Below are 22,658 nucleotides of genomic sequence, written 5' to 3'. Positions count from 1 at the left end.
TGACAGATAAGAGGGGGGTCAATCGATGTCAACGGCGCCGCAACAGGCGGCCGCGCCTCAAAACGGTGCGTTTTAACGGCCAATGGACGATCAACAGATACCACAGGAAAGAGGCCTGGTTCAATGAAGCGTTATCTCTCACTCGCCCTTCTCGCGGCCCTGAGCGCCGGAACGGCACTGTCGTCGCCTGCCGCTTTTGCGCAGACCGAGGCTCCCGCCGTAGAGGGCGAGGCCGCAACGCCGGCTGCAGACACCGTCATCGCCACGGTGGGTGGTCAGGACATCTACGAATCCGAACTCGAATACGCGATGTCGGACCTCGACCCGCAGTTCGAACAACTGCCGCCCGAGCAGCGCCGCGTTGCAGCGCTCGCCGCGCTGATCGACATCAAGCTGCTTGCGCGCCAGGCGGAAGACGCCGGTCTGGGCGAGGGCGAAGAATTCCAGCGCCGGATCGATTTCCTGCGCGACCGCGCCCTGCACAATGCCTATTTCCAGGAAGAAATCCTGAACGGCATCACCGAAGAGCAGGTTCGCGCCCGCTATGATCAGGAAGTCGCGGCCATGGACCCGGCCGAGGAAGTCAACGCGCGGCACATTCTCGTCGAGAGCGAGGAAGAGGCGGTCGCATTGATCGAGCAGCTGGATGGCGGCGCTGATTTCGCCGAGCTCGCGACTGAGAATTCGACCGACGGCTCGGCTGCCAACGGTGGTGATCTCGGCTATTTCCAGCAGGGCCAGATGGTTCCGCCCTTCGAGGAAGCTGCTTTCGCGCTCGAGCCGGGCGCCTACACCGCCGAGCCAGTGCAGAGCCAGTTCGGCTGGCACGTGATCAAGGTCGAAGACCGTCGTGATGCAGAGCCGCCGGCATTCGAGCAGGTGGCGACCCAGGTCCGTCAGGTCGTGCTGCGCGAGCGTTACCTCGAAGTTCTCGAAGACGCCCGTGGCTCCGGCGATGTCGAGATCGCCGATCCGGCGCTTGCCGAAGCCTATGCCGCCGCCAACGCGCCGGCTGGCGAGCCCGCCGGCGGCGAAGAAGCACCGGCTACCGATGAAGCACCGGCTGCCGAAGAGGCACCGGCCGCTCAGTAAGGTTGGATTGCGAAGGAGCCCGCCGGCGCTGCTGCGCCCGCGGGCTCCTTCGCATGGTCCACGATTGAATTTCAGTATTCCGGACGGTTTCGATGACGACGACGATCTCGCCCCTGGCGCCCAAGGTCTATGCCGATTTGCCTCACATCGCAGGTGTGAGGCTCGCCACCGCTGCGGCCGGCATCAAGTACCGTAACCGCACCGATGTGATGGTCATGGTGTTCGATCGTCCGGCGTCTGTCGCCGGTGTCTTCACGACATCGAAATGCCCCTCCGCGCCGGTCGAATTCTGCCGGCAGAACCTGTCTCACGGGACGGCCCGCATTTTGGTCGTCAATTCCGGCAACGCCAACGCCTTCACCGGCAAGAAGGGCCGCGAAGCGACCCGCCTTACGGCGAGCGCTGCGATCGACGCCGTCGGCTGTGCCGAAACGGATGTCTATCTCGCCTCGACCGGCGTGATCGGCGAGCCGCTCGACGCGACGAAATTCGCCGGCGTGCTCGGGGATATGGCTGAGCGCGCAAACGCAGATGGTTGGCTCGAAGCGGCCAAGGCCATCATGACCACCGACACCTATCCGAAGGTCGCGACCCGGACGGCCGAACTCGGCGGCGTGCTGGTCACGATCAACGGCATGGCAAAGGGCGCAGGCATGATCGCGCCGGACATGGCCACCATGCTTTCCTTTATCGCAACCGACGCGAACATCGCGCCGGCCGCTTTGCAAGCGATCCTCTCCGAGCACGTGGGCACCACCTTCAATGTGGTGACGGTCGATAGCGACACCTCCACATCGGACACGCTGCTTGCTTTCGCAACTGGCGCCTCGGGCGGGACGCGGATCGAGAGTGCGGACGATCCGCGGCTCGTCGACTTCAAGGAGGCGTTCCGCCAGCTCATGGCTGATCTCGCCCTGCAGGTGGTGCGTGATGGCGAAGGCGCGCGCAAGATGGTGGAGATCACCGTCGAAGGCGCCGAAACAGACGCAGCAGCCAAGCGCATTGCATTCTCCATCGCCAACTCGCCGCTGGTGAAAACGGCAATAGCCGGAGAGGATGCCAATTGGGGTCGCATCGTGATGGCTGTCGGCAAGGCCGGAGAACAGGCTGATCGGGACCGACTCGCGATCTGGTTCGGCGAGGTCCGTGTCGCCGTCGATGGCGAACGCGATCCTGCCTATTCGGAAGCCGCAGCTACGGCCGTCATGCGCCAGGAAGATATCGCCATCCGAGTCGAACTCGGTATCGGTGAAGGGCGCGCAACCGTCTGGACCTGCGACCTCACCAAGGAGTATGTCGCGATCAATGGCGACTATCGCAGTTGAACCCGATCTGGCGACGGTGCGCAGGCTGGAGGCTGTCAGCTTCCGGGCCTGGCCTGCTGCGTCGGTGCGTTTCGACGGAGCTTGGCAGATCCGGCTGACCGCCGGACATCCGTCCAGGCGGCTGAACTCGGTCAATCCGCTTGACCCGTCCGATTACCGGAACATCGAGGCCCGCGTCTCGAATGCCGTCCGCCTCTTCGATGCTTATGGCCGTCCCGCGGTCTTTCGCCTGTCGCCACTTTCTCCCGCGGTCCTGGATGATTATCTGGCAGCCCAGGGCTGGGAAGAGGCCGGAGAAACGTTGGTCATGGCCGCGTCGATGGAGAGTGTCGATCTTTCCGATGCGCTGGATCAGTTGCCGCTTCACGATGTCGGCCGATATGTGGATGCCTCTCTGGCGCTTCAGGATGCAGATCCCGGCCGCAAGGCAGGTTTGAGCGAAGTTTTGAACGCCATCCGACCTTCCAAGGGCATGTTCGTCGCCGAAGACACCGCCGGATCGCCGCTTTCCGCTTTGCTCTGCGTCCACGACAACGACCTTACGGGATTGTTCGATGTCGCGACGCGGCCCGACGATCGCCGTCGCGGCCATGCCCGAAGCCTGATCAAAAGCGCTTTGCGCTGGGCGCGTCTGCGCGGCGCCCGAAGGGCGTTTTTGCAGGTCGAGGCCATCAATGATCCTGCTGTCTCACTCTATCGCTCGCTCGGCTTTCAGGAGGTCTACCGCTATGTCTACCGACAGCGCAGCCATAGGTGAGAAGGCTCTCGAAAGCTCTGACCGATCCGGGCGGCGCATGTTGCTCGTTTCCGCCTGCGCGCTCGTCGATGCGGATGGCCGCATCCTCATCGCGCAGCGGCCGGAAGGCAAAGCGCTCGCGGGCCTCTGGGAATTTCCCGGCGGCAAGGTCGAGCCTGGCGAGACGCCGGAGGAAACGCTGATCCGCGAACTCGCGGAGGAGTTGGGCATCGTCACCCAGATTGCCTGCCTCGCACCCTTGACCTTCGCCAGCCACAGCTACGACGACTTTCACCTGCTGATGCCGCTCTACATTTGCCGACGCTACGAAGGCATTGCCCGCGGTCTGGAGGGGCAGGCGGTCAAATGGGTTCGTGCCAAGGCGCTGCGCGATTATCCGATGCCGCCCGCCGATGCGCCGCTGATCCCCACTCTGGTCGATCTGCTCTGTTGAAGCCTCTGAATTGCGACAGCAATTAAGACAACGTGATCAATGTTGCCGCAATTGATGATCTCCGCCCTGTATCATTAATCAATCCTTTAGCCGCTTTCGCGAATATGCGCCTAAGCCGAGATGCCACATATGTGGTCAAACCTTGGTCGTCCGGCTGGATTGAGATAGACCTCGTCGTCGCAGAGTCGTCGAAGACAGGCAGAAAAGAGCAGATCGATGAGCAACAGCGAGTTTTGGCTTTCAGTCTCCACCGACGCTGACCGCAAGCACAAGCGCGCGGGTGTCGGCCCGGTCCGCGTCGCGCTTTTGTTCGGCACGGTCGCAGTCGCGATGGCGCTCCTGTTGCCGCCTGTCTTGGACGGTGGGGAACGGATGACGGCCTATAATCCGGGGATCGACACGATGGCGACGGGTTCCATCCCGAATGGCGATCGCGGCGTCAGGCAATACACGCTTCGGCGCAGCATTGCCCAGGAGCCCGGCTCGGTTTGTATTCTGCATTTCGGTGATACCGGCAGCCGTTGTTGAACAAATACACGCACGCAATTTAGCTGTTGCGTAAGAATTGCCCCTTATTCTCGTGTCGCATGATCTGGGCCCGTCCACCGACCGGCCAAGCCAAGAGGCCGAGCTGACATGACGATCCTCAAGCGTTTCTGGAGCGAGCGAAGTGGCGCGACGGCTATCGAGTATGGTCTGATCGCGGGACTACTTTCCATCGCCGTCATCGGTGGCGTTTCCGGAACCGGCTTCAGCGTTCAGAACCTCTATGGCAATGTTGCCAACGAAGTCGTCGACGCCATGAGCGGCGAATAGCACGCGCTCAATATTCGCCGGACGTGGATTTCAAGATATCTGCAAGGCTGACCGTCGCTGAACCCCGGCGCGCTGGCTTTTGCTGGCTCTCATGCGGACGCCAGCCGGACATGTGAATGATGCGAAACGTTGCGCGGATGCGCCCGTCCGGATCTGAAAACCGCTCCGCATAAAGTTCGGCAGCACGCAGGAAAAGCGCCCGCGAAGCGGGGCGGCGGCTTCTTCCTGAAAGCGGGTTCGCCATGCCCATCGCCCTTAAATCCCGCATCAGCCCGAACATGTCGGAATAGCGCACGGTCAGCGTGTCCACATCCGTCACCGGCAGCGCAAAACCTGCCCGCTGCATCAGCGCACCGGCGTCGCGGATGTCCGGAAACGGGATCACGCGCGGCGCGGCGCCGCCCGAAAGCTCGCTTTCAGCCGCGATCAGCGCCTCACGCAGCTCGCCAAGCGTGCCGGCGCCGGGCATGGCGCCGAGAAAGAGGCCGTCGGGCTTCAGGGCACGGTTGATCTGAATGAGGACGCCCGGTGTATCCTGCGTGAGGTGCAGCGACAGCGGCGATACGATCAGGTCGGCCGTCTCGGGTTCCAGCGGCACGGTTTCCAGCGAGGCGACCTTGCCGTCCGATTGCCCGATCAAAAGCGGATCCGTTTCGATGCGGATAAGCCGGTCTATGCTGCCGCTCGAAAGAAGTCGCTCACCCACGATCCCCGTGTGCCCATGCAGTTCAACGGCGACGGAAAACCGGCGGCTCACGGCTGCCAGCCGTTCAGCCAGATCCTCGGCGACGTGCCGCAGCAGGAAGTCGGCACCCTCGGTCGCTCTGGCGCGCGCCCGGCGGCGTTGCAGCGCCAGAAATGCCTGATCGAATAGGGATTGGTCGGTCATCCGTCGCCTGTCTCAGGTTGCACGTGCTTAAGGCAACCCCCGTATACCGCGTGTCGCCGTTTCGCTATCCTGGAAAGATGGTGACGATCGATCCTCCGGGCCAGGTTTCAGCGGTGCGCAAACAGGTTGGCGCGCTCTGGTCGCGTCTGCTGTCGCTCGTCTATCCGCCCGTCTGCCTCGGCTGCTCGGTCATCATGGCCCGCCATGGCGGGCTGTGCCCCACATGCTGGTCGGGGGCCGAGTTCATCGAACGTCCCTACTGTGAGGTCCTGGGCGTGCCTTTTGCGCACGATCAAGGCGAGGGCGCGATCTCGCCTGCGGCATTGGCCGAGCCTCCGGATTACCACCGGGCGCGTGCCGTGATGCTCTATGGGGATATTGCCGCAAGCCTCGTGCACCGCCTGAAATACAATGATCGTCTCGATCTCGCCTCCATCATGGCCGCGTGGATGGTGCGTGCCGGGGATGGACTGGTCGAAAAGGCGGACGTCATCGTGCCGATCCCACTGCATCGCCTTCGGCTCCTGTCACGACGCTACAACCAGTCGGCGGAACTCTCGCGGGCTTTGGCGAGGCTCACGGGAAAGCCGCACGGGATCGGCTTGCTCGTGCGCCGCCGCCAGACGAGGCAGCAGGTCGGCCTCGGCGAGAAAGCCCGCCAGCGCAACGTGCGGGGTGCGTTCGTCGTGCCGGACGCAGTCAAGGCCGACGTCACCGGGAAACGGGTTCTGCTGGTCGACGACGTCTATACGACCGGTGCGACGGTCAACGCCGCCGCACGCGCCTTGAAGCGTGCCGGCGTGGCCGATGTGACGGTTTTGACCTTCGCGCGGGTTCCAGATCCATGATGCCTGGCGCCGATCCCTTGCAGTGCAGGGCGGCTGCCCCCTATATCCAAGCTGACACGCAAGCAAAGCCGGAGTGCATCATGCCGCCAGTCGTCATCTATACCCGCCAGTTCTGTGGCTTCTGCAGTGCCGCCAAGCGGCTGCTGGAGAGCAAGGGCGTGGCGTTTGAAGAACGAGATGCGACTTTTTCGAAGGAGCTTCGGGCGGAAATGATTCAGAAGGCCAACGGCCTCGCCACCTTCCCGCAGATATTCATCGGCGACGTTCATGTCGGCGGCAGCGACGATCTTCATGCGCTGGAGCACGATGGCAAGCTCGATCCGATGTTGAAGGCAGGCTGATCCATGGCAAGTTTCAAGGCCGCCGCCGTCCAGATGCGCTCCGGCACGGAGCCTGGCGCCAACATCGAGACGCTGCGGCGTCTGGTGGGGGAGGCGGCTGCAGCCGGCGCGTCCTACGTGCAGACCCCCGAGATGACCGGCATGATCCAGAAGGATCGCGCGCGTCTTTTCGAGCAGCTGAAGCCTGAGGCGGAAGATGGTGTGGTCGCCGCAGCCGCCGAGCTTGCCAAGCGCCACGCGGTGCATCTGCACATCGGTTCGACGGCCATCGCGCTCGGTGACGGCAAGGTCGCCAACCGCGCGTTCGTCCTCGCCCCGGATGGCGCGATCGCCGCACGCTACGACAAGATCCACATGTTCGACGTCGATCTCGACAATGGCGAGAGCTGGCGGGAAAGCGCGGTCTATCGACCCGGCGAGGCAAGCTGTCTGGTCGATCTGCCCTTTGCGCGCATCGGGCTCGCAGTTTGCTACGATATCCGCTTTCCGCATCTGTTCCGGGATCTGGCGTTGGCAGGGGCTGAAGTGCTCACGGCGCCCGCTGCCTTCACGCGCCAGACGGGCGAGGCGCATTGGCATGTGCTGCAGCGCGCCCGCGCTATCGAGAACGGTGCCTATGTAATTTCGGCGGCGCAGGGCGGTCTCCACGAAGATGGTCGCGAGACCTATGGCCACTCGGTGATCATCGACCCGTGGGGCCGCGTGATCGCGGAGGCCGATCACGACGAGCCGGCTGTCATCGTCGCCGAGATCGACCCTGCGACTGTTGCGGCGGCCCGGGCCAAAATCCCCAATCTAAAGAACGCGCGCGGCTATCAGAATGCAGCCGCAGTCCATTCGGCCGAGCAGCGACAAACCGCATGATCAAATTTGCCTTGAGTTGCGACCGGGGCCACGCATTCGAGGCGTGGTTCGCCAAGAGTGCGGATTATGACGATCAGTCAGCACGCAATCTCGTCTCATGCCCGCAATGCGGCTCCACCAATGTCACGAAAGCCTTGATGGCCCCGGCGGTAACCGGCACACGCAAGGCGGACGGCGCGATGCAGCCGCTGGCGATGAGCGCCGAACAGGCCGAGAAGCTGAAGAAAATCCGCGAGATGGTGAGTGCGATCCGGTCGTCGTCGGAAGATGTCGGCGATCGCTTCCCGGAAGAAGCCCGCAAGATCCACTACGGCGAAACGGAAGAGCGCGGCATCATCGGACGGGCCGCGCCCGACGAGGCGCGAGCACTTCTGGAGGAGGGCATCGCCGTTGCACCCCTTCCCCATTTTCCAGATGACGCGAACTGAAGCGTATCCGGGTGAACTGGTCGCCGGTTCCGAACGCGTGAGCTCGATTTAGACCGCTGAAGCCGCTGCCACCTTTGGTCGCTCGGCCAGCACCATGTAATTGACGTCCATGTCGCGCGACAGGTTCCAGCTGTCGCTGAGCGGGCTGTAGAAGACGCCGGTCCGATCGATGAGGTTCATTCCCGAAGCTTCGATCGGACGCTGCAGCTCTTCGGGTCGCACGAGCTTCTCATACTGGTGCGTGCCCTTCGGCAGCCAGCGCAGCACGTACTCGGCGCCGACGATCGCGAGTGCACCGGCCTTCAGCGTGCGGTTGATGGTGGCGACGAACATCAGGCCACCCGGGCGCACCATCGAGGCGCAGGTCGTCATGAAGAAATTCACATCCGAGACGTGCTCGACGACTTCCATGTTGAGGATGATGTCGAAGGTCTCGCCTTCGGCGGCAAGCTGCTCGGCCGTCACCGCGCGATAGTCGACCGAAACGCCGCTTTGGGCCGCGTGGATCTTGGCAACTTCGATGTTCGTTGCCGAAGCATCGGCGCCGACGACCTCCGCGCCCATGCGCGCCATCGGTTCCGACAGAAGTCCGCCGCCGCAGCCGATGTCCAGCACGCGCAGGCCCTGAAGCGGCTTCGACGAGCGCGCATCACGCCCGAAATGCAGGCTCGCCTGGTCGCGAATGTAGGTGAGGCGCACCGGGTTGAACTTGTGCAGCGGCTTGAACTTGCCGGTCGGGTTCCACCATTCACGCGCAAGCGCCGAGAAGCGGTCGACCTCGGCCTGGTCGATGCTGGATTGACGGCTGTCACCGTTCTTGTCCTCGGCTGCGATCGTCATGGCGCGTTCTCCTTGTTCTTGAGTGCCAAGTCGGGCGCGCATGGGAAGATGTCAAGCACCGCCAGCTTCGAATGCCTGGGTTAAGCCGCCCATCTGCGCCGCTCGCCCGTTGCGGCTCGCCTGCACTTGCGTTATGAGAGCCGCGTTTTCAGGCGGCCTTGGCGGGAGAGGCCGCTCTCGAACGACCCTTCCCCTGATCCTCAATCGGAGCTCGGATACCGCCGATGGCACGTATCGTCATGAAGTTCGGCGGAACATCCGTTGCCGATCTCGACCGCATCCGCAATGTCGCGCGCCACGTGAAGCGCGAAGTCGACGCCGGCCACGATGTGGCCGTGGTCGTCTCTGCCATGGCCGGCAAGACTAACGAGCTCGTTGCCTGGACGCGCGGCGCATCACCAATGCACGACGCGCGCGAGTATGATGCGGTCGTTGCGTCCGGCGAACAGGTTACCGCTGGACTGCTGGCGATCACGCTGCAGTCGATGGACATCAATGCGCGCTCCTGGATGGGCTGGCAGATCCCGATCCGCACCGATAACGCCCATGGCGCCGCGCGGATCATGGAGATCGACGGCACGGAGCTCATCCGCCGCTTCAGCGAGGGCCAAGTTGCCGTCATCGCTGGTTTCCAGGGCATCGGGCCGGACAATCGCATCGCCACGCTCGGGCGCGGCGGTTCCGATACGAGCGCCGTCGCCATTGCTGCGGCCATCAAGGCCGACCGCTGCGACATCTATACCGACGTGGACGGCGTCTACACCACCGATCCGCGCGTCGAGCCCAAGGCCCGTCGCATGAAGAAGATCGCGTTTGAGGAGATGCTGGAAATGGCATCCCTCGGCGCCAAGGTTCTGCAGGTCCGCTCCGTCGAGCTGGCCATGGTCCACAAGGTGCGCACTTTCGTGCGCTCCAGTTTCGATGACCCCGATGCACCGGGCATGGGCGATTTCGACAATCCACCCGGTACGCTGATTTGCGACGAGGAAGAAATCGTGGAACAGGAAGTCGTCACCGGTATCGCTTATGCCAAGGATGAAGCGCAGATCTCGCTGAGACGGCTTGCCGACCGTCCTGGCGTCTCGGCCGCCATTTTCGGGCCGCTTGCCGAGAGCCACATCAATGTGGACATGATCGTGCAGAACATCTCCGAGGATGGTTCGCGCACCGACATGACCTTTACGGTGCCGACCGGCGATATCGAGAAGGCGCTCGCCGTGCTCGATCGCGAGCGGTCGAAGATCGGTTACGACGCGATCCAGAGCGAAGCGGGCCTGGTCAAGGTGTCGGTCATCGGCATCGGCATGCGCAGCCATGCCGGCGTGGCGGCAACCGCGTTCCGAGCGCTGGCTGAAAAGGGCATCAACATCAAGGCGATCACCACGTCAGAGATCAAGATCTCCATCCTCATCGACAGCCCCTATGCCGAGTTGGCCGTGCGGACTTTGCATTCGGTCTACGGTCTCGATAAAGGTTAAAGACAGCATATGGGGATTCGTGCTGGAGGTGAGGCCGCGGCCACGCGGTATCGATAAGGCGCGCCGGGGTGGCACGCCGTAGGCGGCGCCATGGAGAGTGGGAGCCAACACGCAATGAGAGACCTGTCTGCGGGTCCGCGCGTTCTGTTGCGGCGGCTGCGCGAACTGATGGCGGAGCCGCTCGGCCCGCAGGAACGCCTGAACCAGATCGTGCGCCAGATCGCGCAGAACATGGTCGCCGAGGTGTGCTCGTTCTACGTGCTGCGTGCCGACGGCGTGCTGGAGCTCTACGCCACCGAAGGTCTTAATCCCGACGCCGTCCACCTTGCCCAGCTGAAGATGGGGCAGGGTCTCGTCGGCACCATCGCGGCCAGTGCGCGGCCGCTCAACCTCTCCGACGCCCAATCCCACCCGGCCTTCGCCTATCTGCCGGAGACGGGCGAAGAGGTCTATCATTCCTTCATGGGCGTGCCGATCCTGAGGGCCGGACGCTCGCTCGGTGTTCTCGTCGTGCAGAACAAGGCCCGGCGCAACTATCGCGACGACGAGGTCGAGGCGCTCGAGACGACGGCGATGGTCCTCGCCGAGATGGTCGCCACGGGCGAGCTGAAGAAGATCACCCGTCCGGGCATGGAACTGGACCTCTCCAGGCCCATCTCAATCGATGGCGATGCCTATGGCGACGGGATCGGCCTTGGCTATGTCGTGCTGCACGAGCCGCGCGTGGTCGTCACGAACCTGCTCAATGACGACATGGATCTGGAGCTGAAGCGCCTCGACGAGGCGCTGGGCTCGCTCAGGATCTCCATCGACGACATGCTGTCTCGCCGCGACGTGTCCATGGAAGGCGAGCACCGCGAAGTGCTGGAAGCCTATCGCATGTTCGCCCATGACCGGGGCTGGGTGCGGAAGATGGAAGAGGCGATCCGCAACGGCCTGACGGCGGAAGCGGCGGTGGAAAAGGTGCAGAGCGACACGCGCGCGCGCATGATGCACCTGTCGGACCCCTATCTGCGCGAGCGCCTGCATGATTTCGACGATCTTGCCAACCGTCTCCTGCGCCAGCTGATCGGTCGCTCCGGCCCGTCTACGGCAGAGGGGTTTCCGGATGCCGCGATCATCGTGGCGCGCGGCATGGGTGCGGCGGAACTGCTCGATTACACCCGCTCCAAGATCCGCGGCCTGGTGTTGGAAGACGGTGCGATCACGAGCCATGTGGTGATCGTTGCGCGTGCCATGGGCATTCCGGTCGTCGGCCAGGCAACCGGCGTCGTTTCGCTTGCCGAAAACGGCGATGCCATCATCGTCGACGGCGAAGACGGCAAGGTGCATCTGCGCCCGATGCCGGACCTTGAGAAGGCCTACGCCGAAAAGGTCCGCTTCCGGGCAAAAAGGCAGGAACGCTTCCGCGAACTCCGGGCTGTCGAGCCGGTCACGAAGGACGGCACCCGTGTCGACCTGATGATGAATGCCGGCCTGCTCGTCGACCTGCCGCAGATCGAGGATTCCGGCGCCGGCGGCATCGGCCTCTTCCGGACCGAGCTGCAGTTCATGATCTCGTCCACCATGCCGAAGGCGGACGATCAGGAGCGCTTCTACACCAACGTCCTCCGGCAATCGGGCGACAAGCCGGTCACCTTCCGCACGCTCGATATCGGCGGCGACAAGGTCGTGCCTTATTTCCGCGGAGCGGAGGAGGAGAACCCTGCTCTTGGCTGGCGGGCCATCCGCCTGTCGCTCGATCGTCCCGGTCTCTTGCGCACCCAATTCCGCGCCCTTCTGCGCGCTGCTGCCGGTCGCGAATTGCGGCTGATGATCCCGATGGTCACCGAAGTCCGCGAGATCCGCGAGGCGCGTGAGCTTTTGAACCGCGAAGTGCGCCATCTCTCCCGCTTCGGCCATGACCTGCCACGCAAGCTGCGCTTCGGTGCCATGCTGGAAGTGCCGAGCCTGCTCTGGCAACTGGATGAACTGATGGCGACGGTCGATTTCGTATCGGTCGGCTCCAACGACCTGTTCCAGTTCACCTTTGCGGTGGATCGCGGCAATGCGCGCGTTGCCGATCGCTTCGACAATCTCGGCCGCCCGTTCCTGCGTGTGTTGCGCCAGATCGTGGAAGCGAGCAACCGTCACGACACGCCGGTCACCCTCTGTGGTGAAATGGCGGCGAAGCCTCTTGGCGCGATGGCATTGATCGGGCTCGGTTTCCGCTCCATATCCATGTCACCGGCCGGTATCGGTCCGGTGAAGTCGATGCTGCTGGCGCTCGACGCCGGCCAGCTGCGGACGGAAATGGCAAAGGCGCTTGAGGAGAGCGGGCCCGACACGCGCCCAATGCGCGAGCTCCTCACCGAGTTTGCCGAAAATAACGCGATTCCGCTTTGACCGAATTAGGGTGACTGATGGCAGTTTTGCCGATCGAGAAGATGCGCGAGCTCGAGCGCCGTTACAGCGAGATCGAGGCGCGCATGGCGGCGGGGCCGGACTCCGACGTTTACGTCAAGCTCGCGTCCGAATATGCCGAGCTTGGTCCGGTGGTCGCCAAGATCCGCGAATACGAGAAGGCGACGGCCGAGCTCGAGGATCTCGACACCCTGCTTGCCGACAAGGCCACCGATCGCGAAATGCGGGAAATGGCCGAGCTGGATTACCCCGACGTGCGCGATCGTATCGAGGCGCTCGCCGCCGATATGCAGATCATGCTGCTGCCGAAAGATGCGGCGGACGAAAAGAGCGCGATCCTCGAAATCCGCGCCGGCACCGGCGGCTCCGAGGCCGCGCTTTTCGCGGGCGATCTCTTCCGGATGTATGAGCGCTATGCCGCCGACCACAACTGGAAGGTCGAAGTGCTGTCGGCAAGCGAAGGCGAAGCCGGCGGGTTTAAAGAAATCATCGCCACGATCTCCGGCCGAGGCGTGTTCTCGCGTCTCAAGTTCGAATCCGGCGTGCACCGTGTGCAGCGTGTTCCTGAAACGGAATCCGGTGGGCGCATCCACACCTCCGCGGCGACTGTCGCCGTGCTGCCGGAAGCCGAGGACATCGACATCGAGGTCCGCAACGAAGACATCCGCATCGATACGATGCGCTCGTCGGGTGCTGGCGGCCAGCACGTCAACACGACGGACTCCGCTGTGCGCATCACGCATTTGCCGACCGGCATCGTCGTCACGTCGTCGGAGAAATCGCAGCACCAGAACCGTGCCAAGGCCATGCAGGTGCTGAAAGCGCGCCTTTACGACATGGAGCGCCAGCGCGCCGACCAGGAACGCTCGGCTTCGCGCAAAAGCCAGGTCGGCTCGGGCGACCGATCCGAGCGCATCCGCACCTACAATTTCCCGCAGGGGCGGGTGACGGATCACCGCATCAACCTGACGCTCTACAAGCTCGATCGCATGATGATCGGCGAGATCGACGAAGTCGTTGATGCGCTCATTGCGGACTATCAGGCCGGTCAGCTCGCATCGCTGAGCGAGGCCAACTGATCGATGGCCGAGGCCGCCGCCATGACGCTTTCCGCCCTGCAGAAGCAGATGCGCAAAAGGTTCGAGGCGGCGGGGCTGCCAACGCCGCGTGACGATGCGCGACTGCTTCTCCTCGAGACTTTGGGCATCAGCCTGACGGATCTGGTGACCCGTCCCGACGAGCCGGTCGATCCTGCACGGCTCGATGTCGTCAATGCGCGCATGGAACGCCGGCTGCACGGCGAGCCCGTACACCGCATTCTCGGGCATCGTGAGTTCTATGGTCTGCAGCTTGGCCTTTCGGCAGAGACGCTGGAACCCCGACCGGATACCGAAGTGCTCGTGGAGGCCCTTGTGCCGTATCTGCGCCGGATCATCGACGAGAAGGGCGCGTGCCGCATCCTCGATCTTGGAACAGGAGCCGGCGCGCTGGCGCTTGCGCTGCTCTCCCTAGATCCACGCGCCACTGCCGTCGCAACGGACGTCTCGGCGAATGCGCTCGAAACGGCGAGCGCCAATGCCGCGGCACTGGGGCTGGGCGATCGGTTCGCGGTGCTCGAAGGCAGCTGGTTCGCGCCGGTCGAAGGGCTGTTCGACATCATTGTGTCAAATCCGCCCTATATCAGGACGTCCGTGATCGGCGAACTCGCGGTCGAAGTGCGCGAGCATGATCCGCTTCTGGCCCTGGATGGCGGTCTGGATGGGCTCGACGCCTACCGTGCCATTGCCGCAAGCGCGAACGATCATCTCGCGCCGGGCGGGATGGTCGGTCTCGAAATCGGGTTCGACCAGCGCGAAGACGTCACGGCGCTTTTCGAGGAGGCGGGGCTGGCGAGGCTCAGTGCGCTCAAGGATCTCGGCGGTAACGACCGCGCTCTGATCTTCGCCCGGGACGCTGCATGAACAACCGTGGAATGTTGCTGCGCTGAGAAAGGGCTTGGAATCGCATACAAAGCACTATAGGTTCCAACGAGCATTAGGCAGCAGGTCTCGGTCAAGGGCCAGCCCGTAATGGGCGCGTTCCCGGTATCGCAGGTGCGATCGTCGCAGGACCTCTGGTGCTTGAATCTGTTTAACCCCAATCGTCGACAAGTTCGCGGATGTGACGCGTCTTGATCGCGGCGCTCAGTGCATCGGCGCGCCCAGTGCCGAACATGCACGATGGCGGAAAGACCAGCCAACCAAGGGAAATCGGAATCCACTCATGAGGTCAGGACAGCAGAAGCAGCGCGGACGCGGCCGCAACAACGGTGGCGGCGGCGGTGGCGGCAATAATGGCGGCAACAACAACCGCAAAGGCGGCAATCCGCTCTCGCGCTCCTATGACAGCACTGGCCCCGATGTGAAGATTCGCGGTACAGCGCAGCACATCGCCGAGAAGTATGCGACGCTTGCCCGTGACGCGCAGAGCGTTGGCGACAACGTGATGGCTGAAAACTATTTCCAGCATGCAGAGCATTACAACCGCATCATCGCGGCGGCCCAGGCCCAGATGCAGGAACGCTTCCAGCGCAATGAGCGCGACTTCGGCGGCGACGGCAACAATGACCGTGACGACGATGATGATCAGCCGCAGATGGGCGGCTATCGCGAGAACGACCAGGATGATCGTCAGCCCCAGGCTCAGCCGCAGCAAAATCGCGATAATCGCGAAGGCCGCGAGCAGCGCGACAACCGGGAAGGCCGTGACAACCGCGAAGGTCGTGACAATCGAGAGGGCCGCGAAGCGCGTGAAGGTCAGGATGGCCGCGAAGGTCGTCAGCCGAACGCGCAGCGCCCAGAACGCCAAGAGCGCCAGGATCGGGCAGAACGCGGGCCGCGTCGCGAGCGTGGCGAAGGCCAGCAGGATGGCGAGGGACGTCGCGAACGTCGCGAGACTGCGGTAGCCCAGCCGGAAGAGGCGACCGGCCAGCCGACGGACGAGACGCCGAAGGCTCCGGTGGAAGCCGTTGCCGCAGGCACCGGTCCTCAGCCGGAGATCGAGGCAGCGCCAGCCGAAGCATCAACCGACGACGAGAACGCGGATGGTGCGGCTCCGAAGCGCGCCCCACGCCGTCGCGTCGCCGCAGCACGCCCGAAGCGGGTACGCGCCAAGGCTGACGAAAGCGGTGATGCGCCGGAAGCAGGCGCCGCCGAAGCGGTGGCAGTGCCCGGCGAATAATCGCCGCCAGAAACGACGCTAATCATGAGCCGCCGGACCTCGTCCGGCGGCTTTTTTCATGCGCGTTTGATCGATGTCATTTTGCGGAGCCGCGTCCTCTTTCAGCGTGGTCACCGGCTTCCCATATGCATCGGGAAACGGCTTGCCGAACTGGGAGCCGATCGCAAACCGTGTCCTCGTGCTTCGAGAAGGCGAGGTCGACAATGGAGATGCGCACATGAACGTCGAAAAATACACCGAGCGGGTCCGCGGATTTCTGCAGTCCGCCCAAACCTACGCCCTGGCCGAAGGTCACCAGCAATTCACGCCCGAACATGTCCTCAAGGTGCTTCTGGACGACAGCGAAGGCATGGCATCGGCTCTGATCGAGCGCGCCGGCGGCCGTCCGAAAGACGCGCGCTTGGCCGTCGAGGCCGCGCTCGCCAAACTGCCGAAAGTCACCGGCGGCAACGGCCAGGTCTATCTCGCGCAGCCGCTCGCGAAGATCTTCCAGACAGCCGAAGATGCCGCCAAGAAGGCCGGCGACAGCTTCGTCACCGTCGAGCGGCTTCTGCTCGCAATGGCAATCGAGACCAGTGCCAAGACCGCGGACATTCTGAAGCAGGCAGGCGTTACCGCCAAGGCGCTGAACGATGTCATCAACGACGCGCGCAAGGGCCGCAAGGCAGACAGCGCATCGGCCGAAGACAGCTTCGAGGCGCTGAAGAAATACACGCTCGACCTGACGGCCAATGCCCGCGAGGGAAAGCTCGACCCGGTGATCGGCCGCGACGATGAAATCCGCCGCACCATCCAGGTCCTGTCGCGCCGCACCAAGAACAACCCGGTTTTGATCGGTGAACCCGGCGTCGGCAAGACCGCGATCGCCGAAGGTCTGGCGCTGCGCATCGTTAATGGCGACGTGCCGGAATCGCTGAAGGACAAGCAGTTGCTGGCGCTCGACATGGGCGCACTCATTGCCGGCGCGAAATATCGCGGCGAGTTCGAGGAGCGCCTCAAGGCCATCCTGACCGAGGTGCAGTCAGCCAATGGCAACATCATCCTCTTCATCGACGAGATGCACACGCTGGTGGGCGCCGGTAAGACAGAAGGTGCGATGGATGCGTCGAACCTGCTGAAGCCTGCTCTCGCGCGCGGCGAACTGCATTGCGTTGGCGCGACCACGCTCGATGAATATCGCAAGCACGTGGAAAAGGATGCGGCGCTCGCCCGTCGTTTCCAGCCGGTTTTCGTCAGCGAACCGACGGTGGAAGACACGATCTCCATCCTGCGCGGCCTGAAGGAAAAGTACGAGCAGCACCACAAGGTGCGCATTTCCGACAGTGCACTCGTTTCGGCCGCAACATTGTCGAACCGATACATCACCGACCGCTTCCTGCCGGACAAGGCGATCGATCTGGTCGATGAATCGGCGGCCCGGCTGCGCATGCAGGTGGATTCCAAGCCAGAAGAACTCGACGAACTCGATCGCCGGATCATCCAGCTCAAGATCGAGCGTGAAGCCCTGCGCAAGGAAACCGACCAGGCCTCGCGCGACCGGCTCGAGCGCCTGGAGCAGGATCTCGGTGAACTGGAAGAAAAGTCCGACACGCTGACGGCGCGCTGGCAGGCTGAAAAGCAGAAGCTTGGTCTGGCCGCCGACCTCAAGCGCGAACTGGACGAAGCACGCAACGAGTTGGCGATCGCGCAGCGCAACGGTGAATTCCAGCGCGCCGGCGAGCTTGCCTATGGGCGCATTCCGGAACTCGAAAAGCGGCTCGTCGAAGCGGAAGAAAAAGGTGACACCGTTGCCGCCGGCATGATGGAAGAGACGGTTACGCCTGATCACATCGCCCATATCGTGTCGCGCTGGACGGGCGTTCCCGTCGACAAGATGCTGGAAGGCGAACGCGACAAGCTGATGCGCATGGAAGACGAACTCGCCAAGCGCGTCGTCGGCCAAGGCGAAGCCGTGCAGGCGGTTTCGAAAGCCGTTCGCCGTGCCCGCGCGGGGCTGCAGGACCCGAACCGGCCGCTCGGCTCCTTCATCTTCCTCGGCCCTACCGGCGTCGGCAAGACGGAGCTGACCAAGGCACTTGCCGATTTCCTGTTCGACGACGACCAGGCGATGGTGCGCATCGACATGTCGGAGTTCATGGAGAAGCACTCGGTTGCAAGGCTGATCGGAGCACCTCCCGGGTACGTTGGTTACGAGGAAGGCGGCGCGCTGACGGAAGCCGTACGCCGGCGTCCCTATCAGGTCGTGCTATTCGACGAGATCGAGAAAGCGCATCCCGATGTGTTCAACGTGCTTTTGCAGGTGCTGGACGACGGCCGCCTGACCGATGGCCAGGGTCGAACCGTCGACTTCCGCAACACGATGATCATCATGACGTCGAACCTCGGTTCCGAATATCTCGTCAATCTTGGCGACGATGAGGATGTCGATCAGGTACGCGACAGCGTCATGAACGTCGTTCGGGCGTCGTTCCGACCGGAGTTTCTCAATCGCGTCGACGAGATCATCCTGTTCCACCGCCTGCATCGCCAGGAGATGGGCAAGATCGTGGAAATCCAGTTGCAGCGCCTGATGCGCCTCTTGGCCGACCGCAAGATCACCATCGAACTTGACGAGGAGGCTCGGACGTTCCTGGCCAACAAGGGCTACGATCCAGCCTATGGGGCCCGCCCGTTGAAGCGGGTGATCCAGAAGGAAGTGCAGGATCCGCTCGCCGAGAAGATCCTGATGGGTGAGATTGCCGATGGCAGCCGCATCAAGGTCACCGCTGGCTCTGATCGGCTCCAGTTCCGGGCATCCGGCACGACACAGGGTGCAAACATCGCAGCCTGATATCGCTTGAACGACAGAAAAAGGCGCTCCGTCGGGCGCCTTTTTTTGCGTGTGGCCGCTCGCGCTTCAGCAACCGTTCATCTTCAAACCGCCATCTTCGCGCAAACTATTAACGCTAGGGATCATAGACATTCGCGTGGGCGCGAACCGATTCGTTGCCTGCTGCGTTGATATGGAGATCGCCGTTCAACAACGGCTGAATGGTCGAATGGCCATCGCAAGAAAAGAGGGAACCGGAGTGTCGAAGCTCGTCTCTTCCTGTGTCGCAACGGCGCTGATGCTGTCAGCTGCCCCGGCCATCGCGCAGTACTACGATCCTTATGGCCGCCCGCCGCTGCCGGAGCTTCGCGAATACATCGACAATGCCGGCAACCGGGTGTTCCTCAACCAGTATGGCGAAGTCGTCTCGATCGTGCCTCCCGTGGATCAAGCGCCCGTGACCGGCAGCATTCCCCAAGATTATAATGGCGGCGGCTATTATAATGGCGGCCAGCCTGTGCTTGAAGGTCGGGTTGATCCCTACCGCGACCCGTACGGCTATGACGATCGGGCGTATCAGCCCTTTCCGCAGCAGGATCCGGGCCAGTATTACCCGCCGCAGCCGAATTATGGATCGGTCGATCGCCAGCCGATCCAGCCGTCCAATCCCGGCTATGACAATTCCGGACCCCAGCCCTATACGCCGCCGGCTGGCACCAGCGGCCCCGCGACAGCCACGCCCGCACCCTCGCGTGCCGGCTCGCCCGAAGTTGCCGCTCTTCAGGTCTATCTCGATCGCCGTGGTTTTTCTCCCGGCGTGATCGACGGCCAGATCGGTTCGAATGTGCGCAAGGCACTGGCCGCCTACGAACAGGCAACCGGAGAGCGGATCGATCCGAACGACGTCGACGGCATCATGAACCGTCTGGTGGACACCGGCGGCCTGCCGATCAAACAATACACGATCACCAACGAAGACGTTGCTGGCCCATTCATCGCCTCGGTGCCAACCGACTATTCGGAAAAGGCGCTTCTGGAAAACATGTCGTTCACCTCGCCGGCTGAAATGCTGGCCGAGCGGTTCCACATGGACGAGGGCTATTTGCGCGCGATCAACCCGAACGCAGACTTCTCACGCCCCGGCACCGTCATCAAGGTCATGGACACGGGCAGCAACGTGAAGGCGAAGGTCACGCGCATCGTCGCCGACAAGAGCCTGAAGCAGGTTTTCGCCTACGATGAGAGCGACACTCTTGTGGCAGCATATCCTGCCACGATCGGATCCCAGGGCACGCCGTCACCATCGGGCACCCACACGGTGGAACGCATCGCGCTCGATCCGAACTACACCTACAATCCGCGCATCAACTTCAAGCAGGGCAACAATGATCGCGTCCTGACCATCCCGCCCGGCCCGAACGGCCCCGTCGGCACGGTCTGGATCGCGCTGTCAAAGCCGACCTATGGAATTCACGGGACGCCCGAGCCGTCCGCGATCGGCAAGACGGAAAGCAATGGCTGCATCCGCCTGACCAACTGGGACGCGCGTGAACTCGCCGGCATGGTGGAGCGCGGTGTCGTGGTCGAGTTCGTCGACGATCAGCCCATGCTTCTGTCGGAAACGGAAACTGAAACCCAGCCGATCGCGGGACAGGCACCTGCCGCGGCCGCGCAGCCCTCGATCACTGCGCCGCAGCCACTGCAGCCATCGATCCAGCAGGGCGCGTTGCCGTCGATCCAGTAAGACGCGGCGATTTCCAGAGCTAAAGCTGCCGGCGGTCCCATGGGCCGCCGGTTTTGCGTTTGAAAAGCAAATCGCTTTAAATCAGCGGCTGGCCAGTTCCGATTCCGACCCGTCCGCTTCCATCAGCTGATCGATACGCTCGCGTTCCTGGTTGAACGCGGCAAGCGCCTCGCCTTCCAGCGACTTCGCATCGGGAAGGCGCACGCGCATCGGGTCGACCTTGGAGCCGTTGACGCTCAGCTCGTAATGGAGGTGAGGGCCGGTCGAGAGGCCGGTCGAGCCGACATAGCCGATGACCTGCCCCTGGGTCACCCGCGCGCCGGGCTCTACTCCCTTGGCGATCGCGCTCTGGTGAGAATAGGTGCTGACATAACCATTGGCATGGCGGATTTCCGTATGGCGGCCAAAGCCGCCGGAATGCCAGCCCGCACTTTCGACCACGCCGTTGCCGGAGGCAAGAATCGGCGTGCCGCTCGGCGCGGCCCAGTCGACGCCGGCATGCATGCGGCTATAGCCGAGGATCGGATGGCGGCGCATGCCGTAGGAAGACGTGAACCGACCGTTCGGGACGGGATTGCGCAACAGGAACTGCCGAACGCTGCGCCCTTCCTCGTCATAATAGTCGATCGTCTGGTCTTCCGGATTGCGGAAACGGTAAAAGCGCGTCGAGCGATCGCCGAACGTCGCGTTGACGAACAGAAGCTCGGAATCATCGCCCGCTTCGCCTCTTTCGTCTTCGACGGAGAAGAAGGCCTCGAGCCGGTCGGTCGGCCGAAGCCGCGCCTGGAAATCGATGTCGCTTGCGAGCAACCGGACGATCTGCGACGTCAGCTCGGCATTCATGCCGTAGGAAAGCGCTGCGCGGTAAAGCCCGTCATAGACACTCGGAAGCTCACGGCCCGACTGGACCGGAACCGCATCCGTATCGAGGGCGGCAGCGACGATCTCGGAATTGGCCGGCTCGACCGCGCGCACGAAATAGCCGCGATCGTTTTCGGCGAGCGTCAACTGATGCTCGGTGCCGTCGTAGATGCTGGCGCGCACGATGCGGGTCTGCTCGCCGCGCTGTTCGATGCCGAGCCGAAGCACATGGCCTTCTCTCAGCCGCGAGGATGCGGCGAGGTTGGCGAAAATGCCGGATACCATGGCGGCTTGGCTGTCGTCATAGCCGGCCGTTGCCATGGCTTCGATGATCTCGCGCTCTTCGCCGACCGTGATGACGTCTTCCAGATATTCGACCGCCGACGCATCGAACGGCGCCTGAACGGAGACGGAAACGTTCTCGGTGATGACGCGGGAATTGAGGCTGGCGCTGAAGTCCAGATCGAGACCGTCGGTGGCGAAGCGGCGCGGATCGACATAATGCAGCGCCGCCACCTGGATCGATCCATCCGTCAGGATCGATCCGTTGCTGCGCACGGTTTCTTCCGCCTCATCAACGGTGATGGCCGCGCCATAGGCAAGTTCGTTATCGCCGAGCGGGAAGTCACGCGTGCGTAGGCTGACTTCCGATTCCACCTGCGCGCCATAGATGACGCTCGTGTCGCCCGCCTCGGGCGCCTCCTCTGCCGTGCCCGTAGAAAAGATCGCAAGTGGATCGAACGGTGGATACTCTTCCTGGGTCTGGTGGTTTGCTGCCAGGGCCACCTGAATGTGAGCGAAGGGCTTGCGCCGGATCACTTCCCGATCGCCGTCGCGGATCATCGTGGAGACTTCCATGATGGAGCGATCTTTGGGGCGAGACGGCACCAGCGACGCAACGATGCGGCCACCTTTCGCCACATCGCGGCGCGCCGTCTCGGCGCCATCGGCGCTGAGCGCCATGGCCTGAGCCGGCAAGGCCAGCTGCTCGCGTCCATTCACGGCTGCGAAAAGCGCAATGCCCATCAGCGCGCAGGAGGTCACGCCTGTTAGAAAGGTGCCGGAAAGCCAGCGCAGCGAGATCTCGCGACGGTCGGGCGCCCGGCGCCCGTCTGCCATTAGCGGCGGCTCGTTGCCGAGCTGGCTCGTCGAATGTCTTCTAGACCTCATCCCCGGATATCGTGCCCGCTCCATGGCCCTCACGACGGGCCACTCCATAAGTCTCTTCTGATATCGAACCTTCTGTGCCTTCTCGAACGCGTGAAGTCAAACCCTTGGGGTCAGCCATGCCGGCTTCCAGACACCGCCGAATCGGGTTGCTTCGTCCGATGAAGACAGAGAGACCCTAATCCACGAAGATTGTGCCAAGGATGCGGCGGCGATCTGCATTCGTCATGACACACACCAGTTCGCGCGCGTATCTATATACGGGGGTCATCGAGATGCCTCTTCCTACAGGGCGGGGGCGTCGCCTGGTAGCGAGTAGGGGGGGGCGTCGCCTGGTAGCGAGT

At 63.1% G+C, this 22,658-nt stretch carries 20 protein-coding genes; 17 read left to right on the top strand and 3 right to left on the bottom strand.

What is annotated here, in order from left to right:
- The first annotated feature begins 123 nt into the window (after nt 1–123).
- The 6 genes from D5400_RS20625 to D5400_RS20600 all read left to right on the top strand — a co-directional run bounded on the left by D5400_RS20625 (nt 124) and on the right by D5400_RS20600 (nt 4,423).
- Nucleotides 124–1,092 carry a peptidylprolyl isomerase gene (locus D5400_RS20625; protein ID WP_126012301.1) on the top strand — a complete coding sequence of 323 codons (969 nt, stop codon included), beginning with the start codon at nt 124–126 and terminating at the stop codon, nt 1,090–1,092.
- Between the two features lie 92 nt (nt 1,093–1,184).
- A complete protein-coding gene (gene argJ / locus D5400_RS20620; protein WP_126012299.1) occupies nt 1,185–2,417 on the top strand; it encodes a bifunctional glutamate N-acetyltransferase/amino-acid acetyltransferase ArgJ in 1,233 nt (410 codons plus the stop codon).
- Nucleotides 2,398–3,174 (top strand): GNAT family N-acetyltransferase, encoded by a 777-nt coding sequence (locus D5400_RS20615; protein ID WP_126012298.1) that lies wholly within the window; start codon nt 2,398–2,400, stop codon nt 3,172–3,174. Before argJ ends, D5400_RS20615 begins: the two co-directional genes overlap by 20 nt.
- Nucleotides 3,146–3,607 (top strand): 8-oxo-dGTP diphosphatase MutT, encoded by a 462-nt coding sequence (gene mutT / locus D5400_RS20610; protein WP_126012295.1) that lies wholly within the window; start codon nt 3,146–3,148, stop codon nt 3,605–3,607. The genes D5400_RS20615 and mutT overlap by 29 nt, the downstream gene beginning before the upstream one ends.
- A 216-nt stretch (nt 3,608–3,823) precedes the next feature.
- Nucleotides 3,824–4,135 carry a hypothetical protein gene (locus D5400_RS20605; RefSeq protein WP_126012292.1) on the top strand — a complete coding sequence of 104 codons (312 nt, stop codon included), beginning with the start codon at nt 3,824–3,826 and terminating at the stop codon, nt 4,133–4,135.
- A 108-nt stretch (nt 4,136–4,243) separates the two neighbouring features.
- A complete protein-coding gene (locus D5400_RS20600; protein ID WP_126012289.1) occupies nt 4,244–4,423 on the top strand; it encodes a Flp family type IVb pilin in 180 nt (59 codons plus the stop codon).
- Between the two features lie 7 nt (nt 4,424–4,430).
- Here the strand turns inward: D5400_RS20600 and D5400_RS20595 are convergent, their stop codons facing one another.
- Nucleotides 4,431–5,312 carry a methyltransferase domain-containing protein gene (locus tag D5400_RS20595; RefSeq protein ID WP_126012286.1) on the bottom strand — a complete coding sequence of 294 codons (882 nt, stop codon included), beginning with the start codon at nt 5,310–5,312 and terminating at the stop codon, nt 4,431–4,433.
- A gap of 77 nt (nt 5,313–5,389) precedes the next feature.
- On the opposite strand from D5400_RS20595, the gene D5400_RS20590 reads away from it, so the two are divergent.
- The 4 genes from D5400_RS20590 to D5400_RS20575 all read left to right on the top strand — a co-directional run bounded on the left by D5400_RS20590 (nt 5,390) and on the right by D5400_RS20575 (nt 7,793).
- On the top strand, nt 5,390–6,160 hold the full coding sequence (locus D5400_RS20590) for a ComF family protein (protein ID WP_126013679.1): 771 nt from the start codon (nt 5,390–5,392) through the stop codon (nt 6,158–6,160).
- Nucleotides 6,161–6,240: 80 nt separating this feature from the next.
- Nucleotides 6,241–6,501, top strand: coding sequence for a glutaredoxin 3 (gene grxC / locus D5400_RS20585; RefSeq protein WP_126013676.1), 261 nt, complete (start codon nt 6,241–6,243; stop codon nt 6,499–6,501).
- A gap of 3 nt (nt 6,502–6,504) precedes the next feature.
- Nucleotides 6,505–7,365, top strand: a complete 861-nt coding sequence (locus D5400_RS20580) for a carbon-nitrogen hydrolase family protein (RefSeq protein ID WP_126012283.1) — start codon at nt 6,505–6,507, stop codon at nt 7,363–7,365.
- Complete coding sequence (locus D5400_RS20575; protein WP_126012280.1) at nt 7,362–7,793, top strand: DUF1178 family protein; 432 nt, start codon at nt 7,362–7,364, stop codon at nt 7,791–7,793. The genes D5400_RS20580 and D5400_RS20575 overlap by 4 nt, the downstream gene beginning before the upstream one ends.
- A gap of 48 nt (nt 7,794–7,841) precedes the next feature.
- Here D5400_RS20575 and ubiG read toward each other — a convergent pair whose 3' ends face one another.
- Nucleotides 7,842–8,633 carry a bifunctional 2-polyprenyl-6-hydroxyphenol methylase/3-demethylubiquinol 3-O-methyltransferase UbiG gene (gene ubiG / locus D5400_RS20570; protein ID WP_126012277.1) on the bottom strand — a complete coding sequence of 264 codons (792 nt, stop codon included), beginning with the start codon at nt 8,631–8,633 and terminating at the stop codon, nt 7,842–7,844.
- A 224-nt stretch (nt 8,634–8,857) separates the two neighbouring features.
- On the opposite strand from ubiG, the gene D5400_RS20565 reads away from it, so the two are divergent.
- From D5400_RS20565 to D5400_RS20535, 7 genes are all read left to right on the top strand, one after another.
- Complete coding sequence (locus D5400_RS20565; RefSeq protein ID WP_126012274.1) at nt 8,858–10,111, top strand: aspartate kinase; 1,254 nt, start codon at nt 8,858–8,860, stop codon at nt 10,109–10,111.
- 114 nt (nt 10,112–10,225) lie between these two features.
- A complete protein-coding gene (gene ptsP / locus D5400_RS20560; protein WP_126012271.1) occupies nt 10,226–12,496 on the top strand; it encodes a phosphoenolpyruvate--protein phosphotransferase in 2,271 nt (756 codons plus the stop codon).
- Nucleotides 12,497–12,513: 17 nt separating this feature from the next.
- Nucleotides 12,514–13,593, top strand: a complete 1,080-nt coding sequence (gene prfA, locus D5400_RS20555; RefSeq protein WP_126012268.1) for a peptide chain release factor 1 — start codon at nt 12,514–12,516, stop codon at nt 13,591–13,593.
- A gap of 3 nt (nt 13,594–13,596) precedes the next feature.
- Nucleotides 13,597–14,475, top strand: coding sequence for a peptide chain release factor N(5)-glutamine methyltransferase (prmC, locus tag D5400_RS20550; protein WP_126012265.1), 879 nt, complete (start codon nt 13,597–13,599; stop codon nt 14,473–14,475).
- 301 nt (nt 14,476–14,776) lie between these two features.
- Nucleotides 14,777–15,733 carry a DUF4167 domain-containing protein gene (locus tag D5400_RS20545; RefSeq protein WP_126012262.1) on the top strand — a complete coding sequence of 319 codons (957 nt, stop codon included), beginning with the start codon at nt 14,777–14,779 and terminating at the stop codon, nt 15,731–15,733.
- 217 nt (nt 15,734–15,950) lie between these two features.
- A complete protein-coding gene (gene clpB, locus D5400_RS20540; protein WP_126012259.1) occupies nt 15,951–18,563 on the top strand; it encodes an ATP-dependent chaperone ClpB in 2,613 nt (870 codons plus the stop codon).
- Nucleotides 18,564–18,840: 277 nt separating this feature from the next.
- A complete protein-coding gene (locus tag D5400_RS20535) occupies nt 18,841–20,286 on the top strand; it encodes a L,D-transpeptidase family protein (protein ID WP_425364941.1) in 1,446 nt (481 codons plus the stop codon).
- 81 nt (nt 20,287–20,367) lie between these two features.
- Here D5400_RS20535 and D5400_RS20530 read toward each other — a convergent pair whose 3' ends face one another.
- Nucleotides 20,368–22,317 carry a M23 family metallopeptidase gene (locus tag D5400_RS20530; protein WP_126012253.1) on the bottom strand — a complete coding sequence of 650 codons (1,950 nt, stop codon included), beginning with the start codon at nt 22,315–22,317 and terminating at the stop codon, nt 20,368–20,370.
- Nucleotides 22,318–22,658 lie beyond the last annotated feature (341 nt).

This window comes from Georhizobium profundi, from assembly GCF_003952725.1.
Lineage (GTDB): Bacteria > Pseudomonadota > Alphaproteobacteria > Rhizobiales > Rhizobiaceae > Georhizobium > Georhizobium profundi.
This window is presented reverse-complemented; position numbering and strand designations above follow the sequence as displayed.

Excerpts from the sequence above, each read along its gene's own strand:
- D5400_RS20625 (WP_126012301.1), top strand. The coding sequence starts at position 124 with ATGAAGCGTTATCTCTCACTCGCCCTTCTCGCGGCCCTGAGCGCCGGA.
- argJ (WP_126012299.1), top strand. The coding sequence starts at position 1,185 with ATGACGACGACGATCTCGCCCCTGGCGCCCAAGGTCTATGCCGATTTG.
- D5400_RS20615 (WP_126012298.1), top strand. The coding sequence starts at position 2,398 with ATGGCGACTATCGCAGTTGAACCCGATCTGGCGACGGTGCGCAGGCTG.
- mutT (WP_126012295.1), top strand. The coding sequence starts at position 3,146 with ATGTCTACCGACAGCGCAGCCATAGGTGAGAAGGCTCTCGAAAGCTCT.
- D5400_RS20605 (WP_126012292.1), top strand. The coding sequence starts at position 3,824 with ATGAGCAACAGCGAGTTTTGGCTTTCAGTCTCCACCGACGCTGACCGC.
- D5400_RS20600 (WP_126012289.1), top strand. The coding sequence starts at position 4,244 with ATGACGATCCTCAAGCGTTTCTGGAGCGAGCGAAGTGGCGCGACGGCT.
- D5400_RS20595 (WP_126012286.1), bottom strand. The coding sequence starts at position 5,312 with ATGACCGACCAATCCCTATTCGATCAGGCATTTCTGGCGCTGCAACGC.
- D5400_RS20590 (WP_126013679.1), top strand. The coding sequence starts at position 5,390 with ATGGTGACGATCGATCCTCCGGGCCAGGTTTCAGCGGTGCGCAAACAG.
- grxC (WP_126013676.1), top strand. The coding sequence starts at position 6,241 with ATGCCGCCAGTCGTCATCTATACCCGCCAGTTCTGTGGCTTCTGCAGT.
- D5400_RS20580 (WP_126012283.1), top strand. The coding sequence starts at position 6,505 with ATGGCAAGTTTCAAGGCCGCCGCCGTCCAGATGCGCTCCGGCACGGAG.
- D5400_RS20575 (WP_126012280.1), top strand. The coding sequence starts at position 7,362 with ATGATCAAATTTGCCTTGAGTTGCGACCGGGGCCACGCATTCGAGGCG.
- ubiG (WP_126012277.1), bottom strand. The coding sequence starts at position 8,633 with ATGACGATCGCAGCCGAGGACAAGAACGGTGACAGCCGTCAATCCAGC.
- D5400_RS20565 (WP_126012274.1), top strand. The coding sequence starts at position 8,858 with ATGGCACGTATCGTCATGAAGTTCGGCGGAACATCCGTTGCCGATCTC.
- ptsP (WP_126012271.1), top strand. The coding sequence starts at position 10,226 with ATGAGAGACCTGTCTGCGGGTCCGCGCGTTCTGTTGCGGCGGCTGCGC.
- prfA (WP_126012268.1), top strand. The coding sequence starts at position 12,514 with ATGGCAGTTTTGCCGATCGAGAAGATGCGCGAGCTCGAGCGCCGTTAC.
- prmC (WP_126012265.1), top strand. The coding sequence starts at position 13,597 with ATGGCCGAGGCCGCCGCCATGACGCTTTCCGCCCTGCAGAAGCAGATG.
- D5400_RS20545 (WP_126012262.1), top strand. The coding sequence starts at position 14,777 with ATGAGGTCAGGACAGCAGAAGCAGCGCGGACGCGGCCGCAACAACGGT.
- clpB (WP_126012259.1), top strand. The coding sequence starts at position 15,951 with ATGAACGTCGAAAAATACACCGAGCGGGTCCGCGGATTTCTGCAGTCC.
- D5400_RS20535 (WP_425364941.1), top strand. The coding sequence starts at position 18,841 with ATGCTGTCAGCTGCCCCGGCCATCGCGCAGTACTACGATCCTTATGGC.
- D5400_RS20530 (WP_126012253.1), bottom strand. The coding sequence starts at position 22,317 with ATGAGGTCTAGAAGACATTCGACGAGCCAGCTCGGCAACGAGCCGCCG.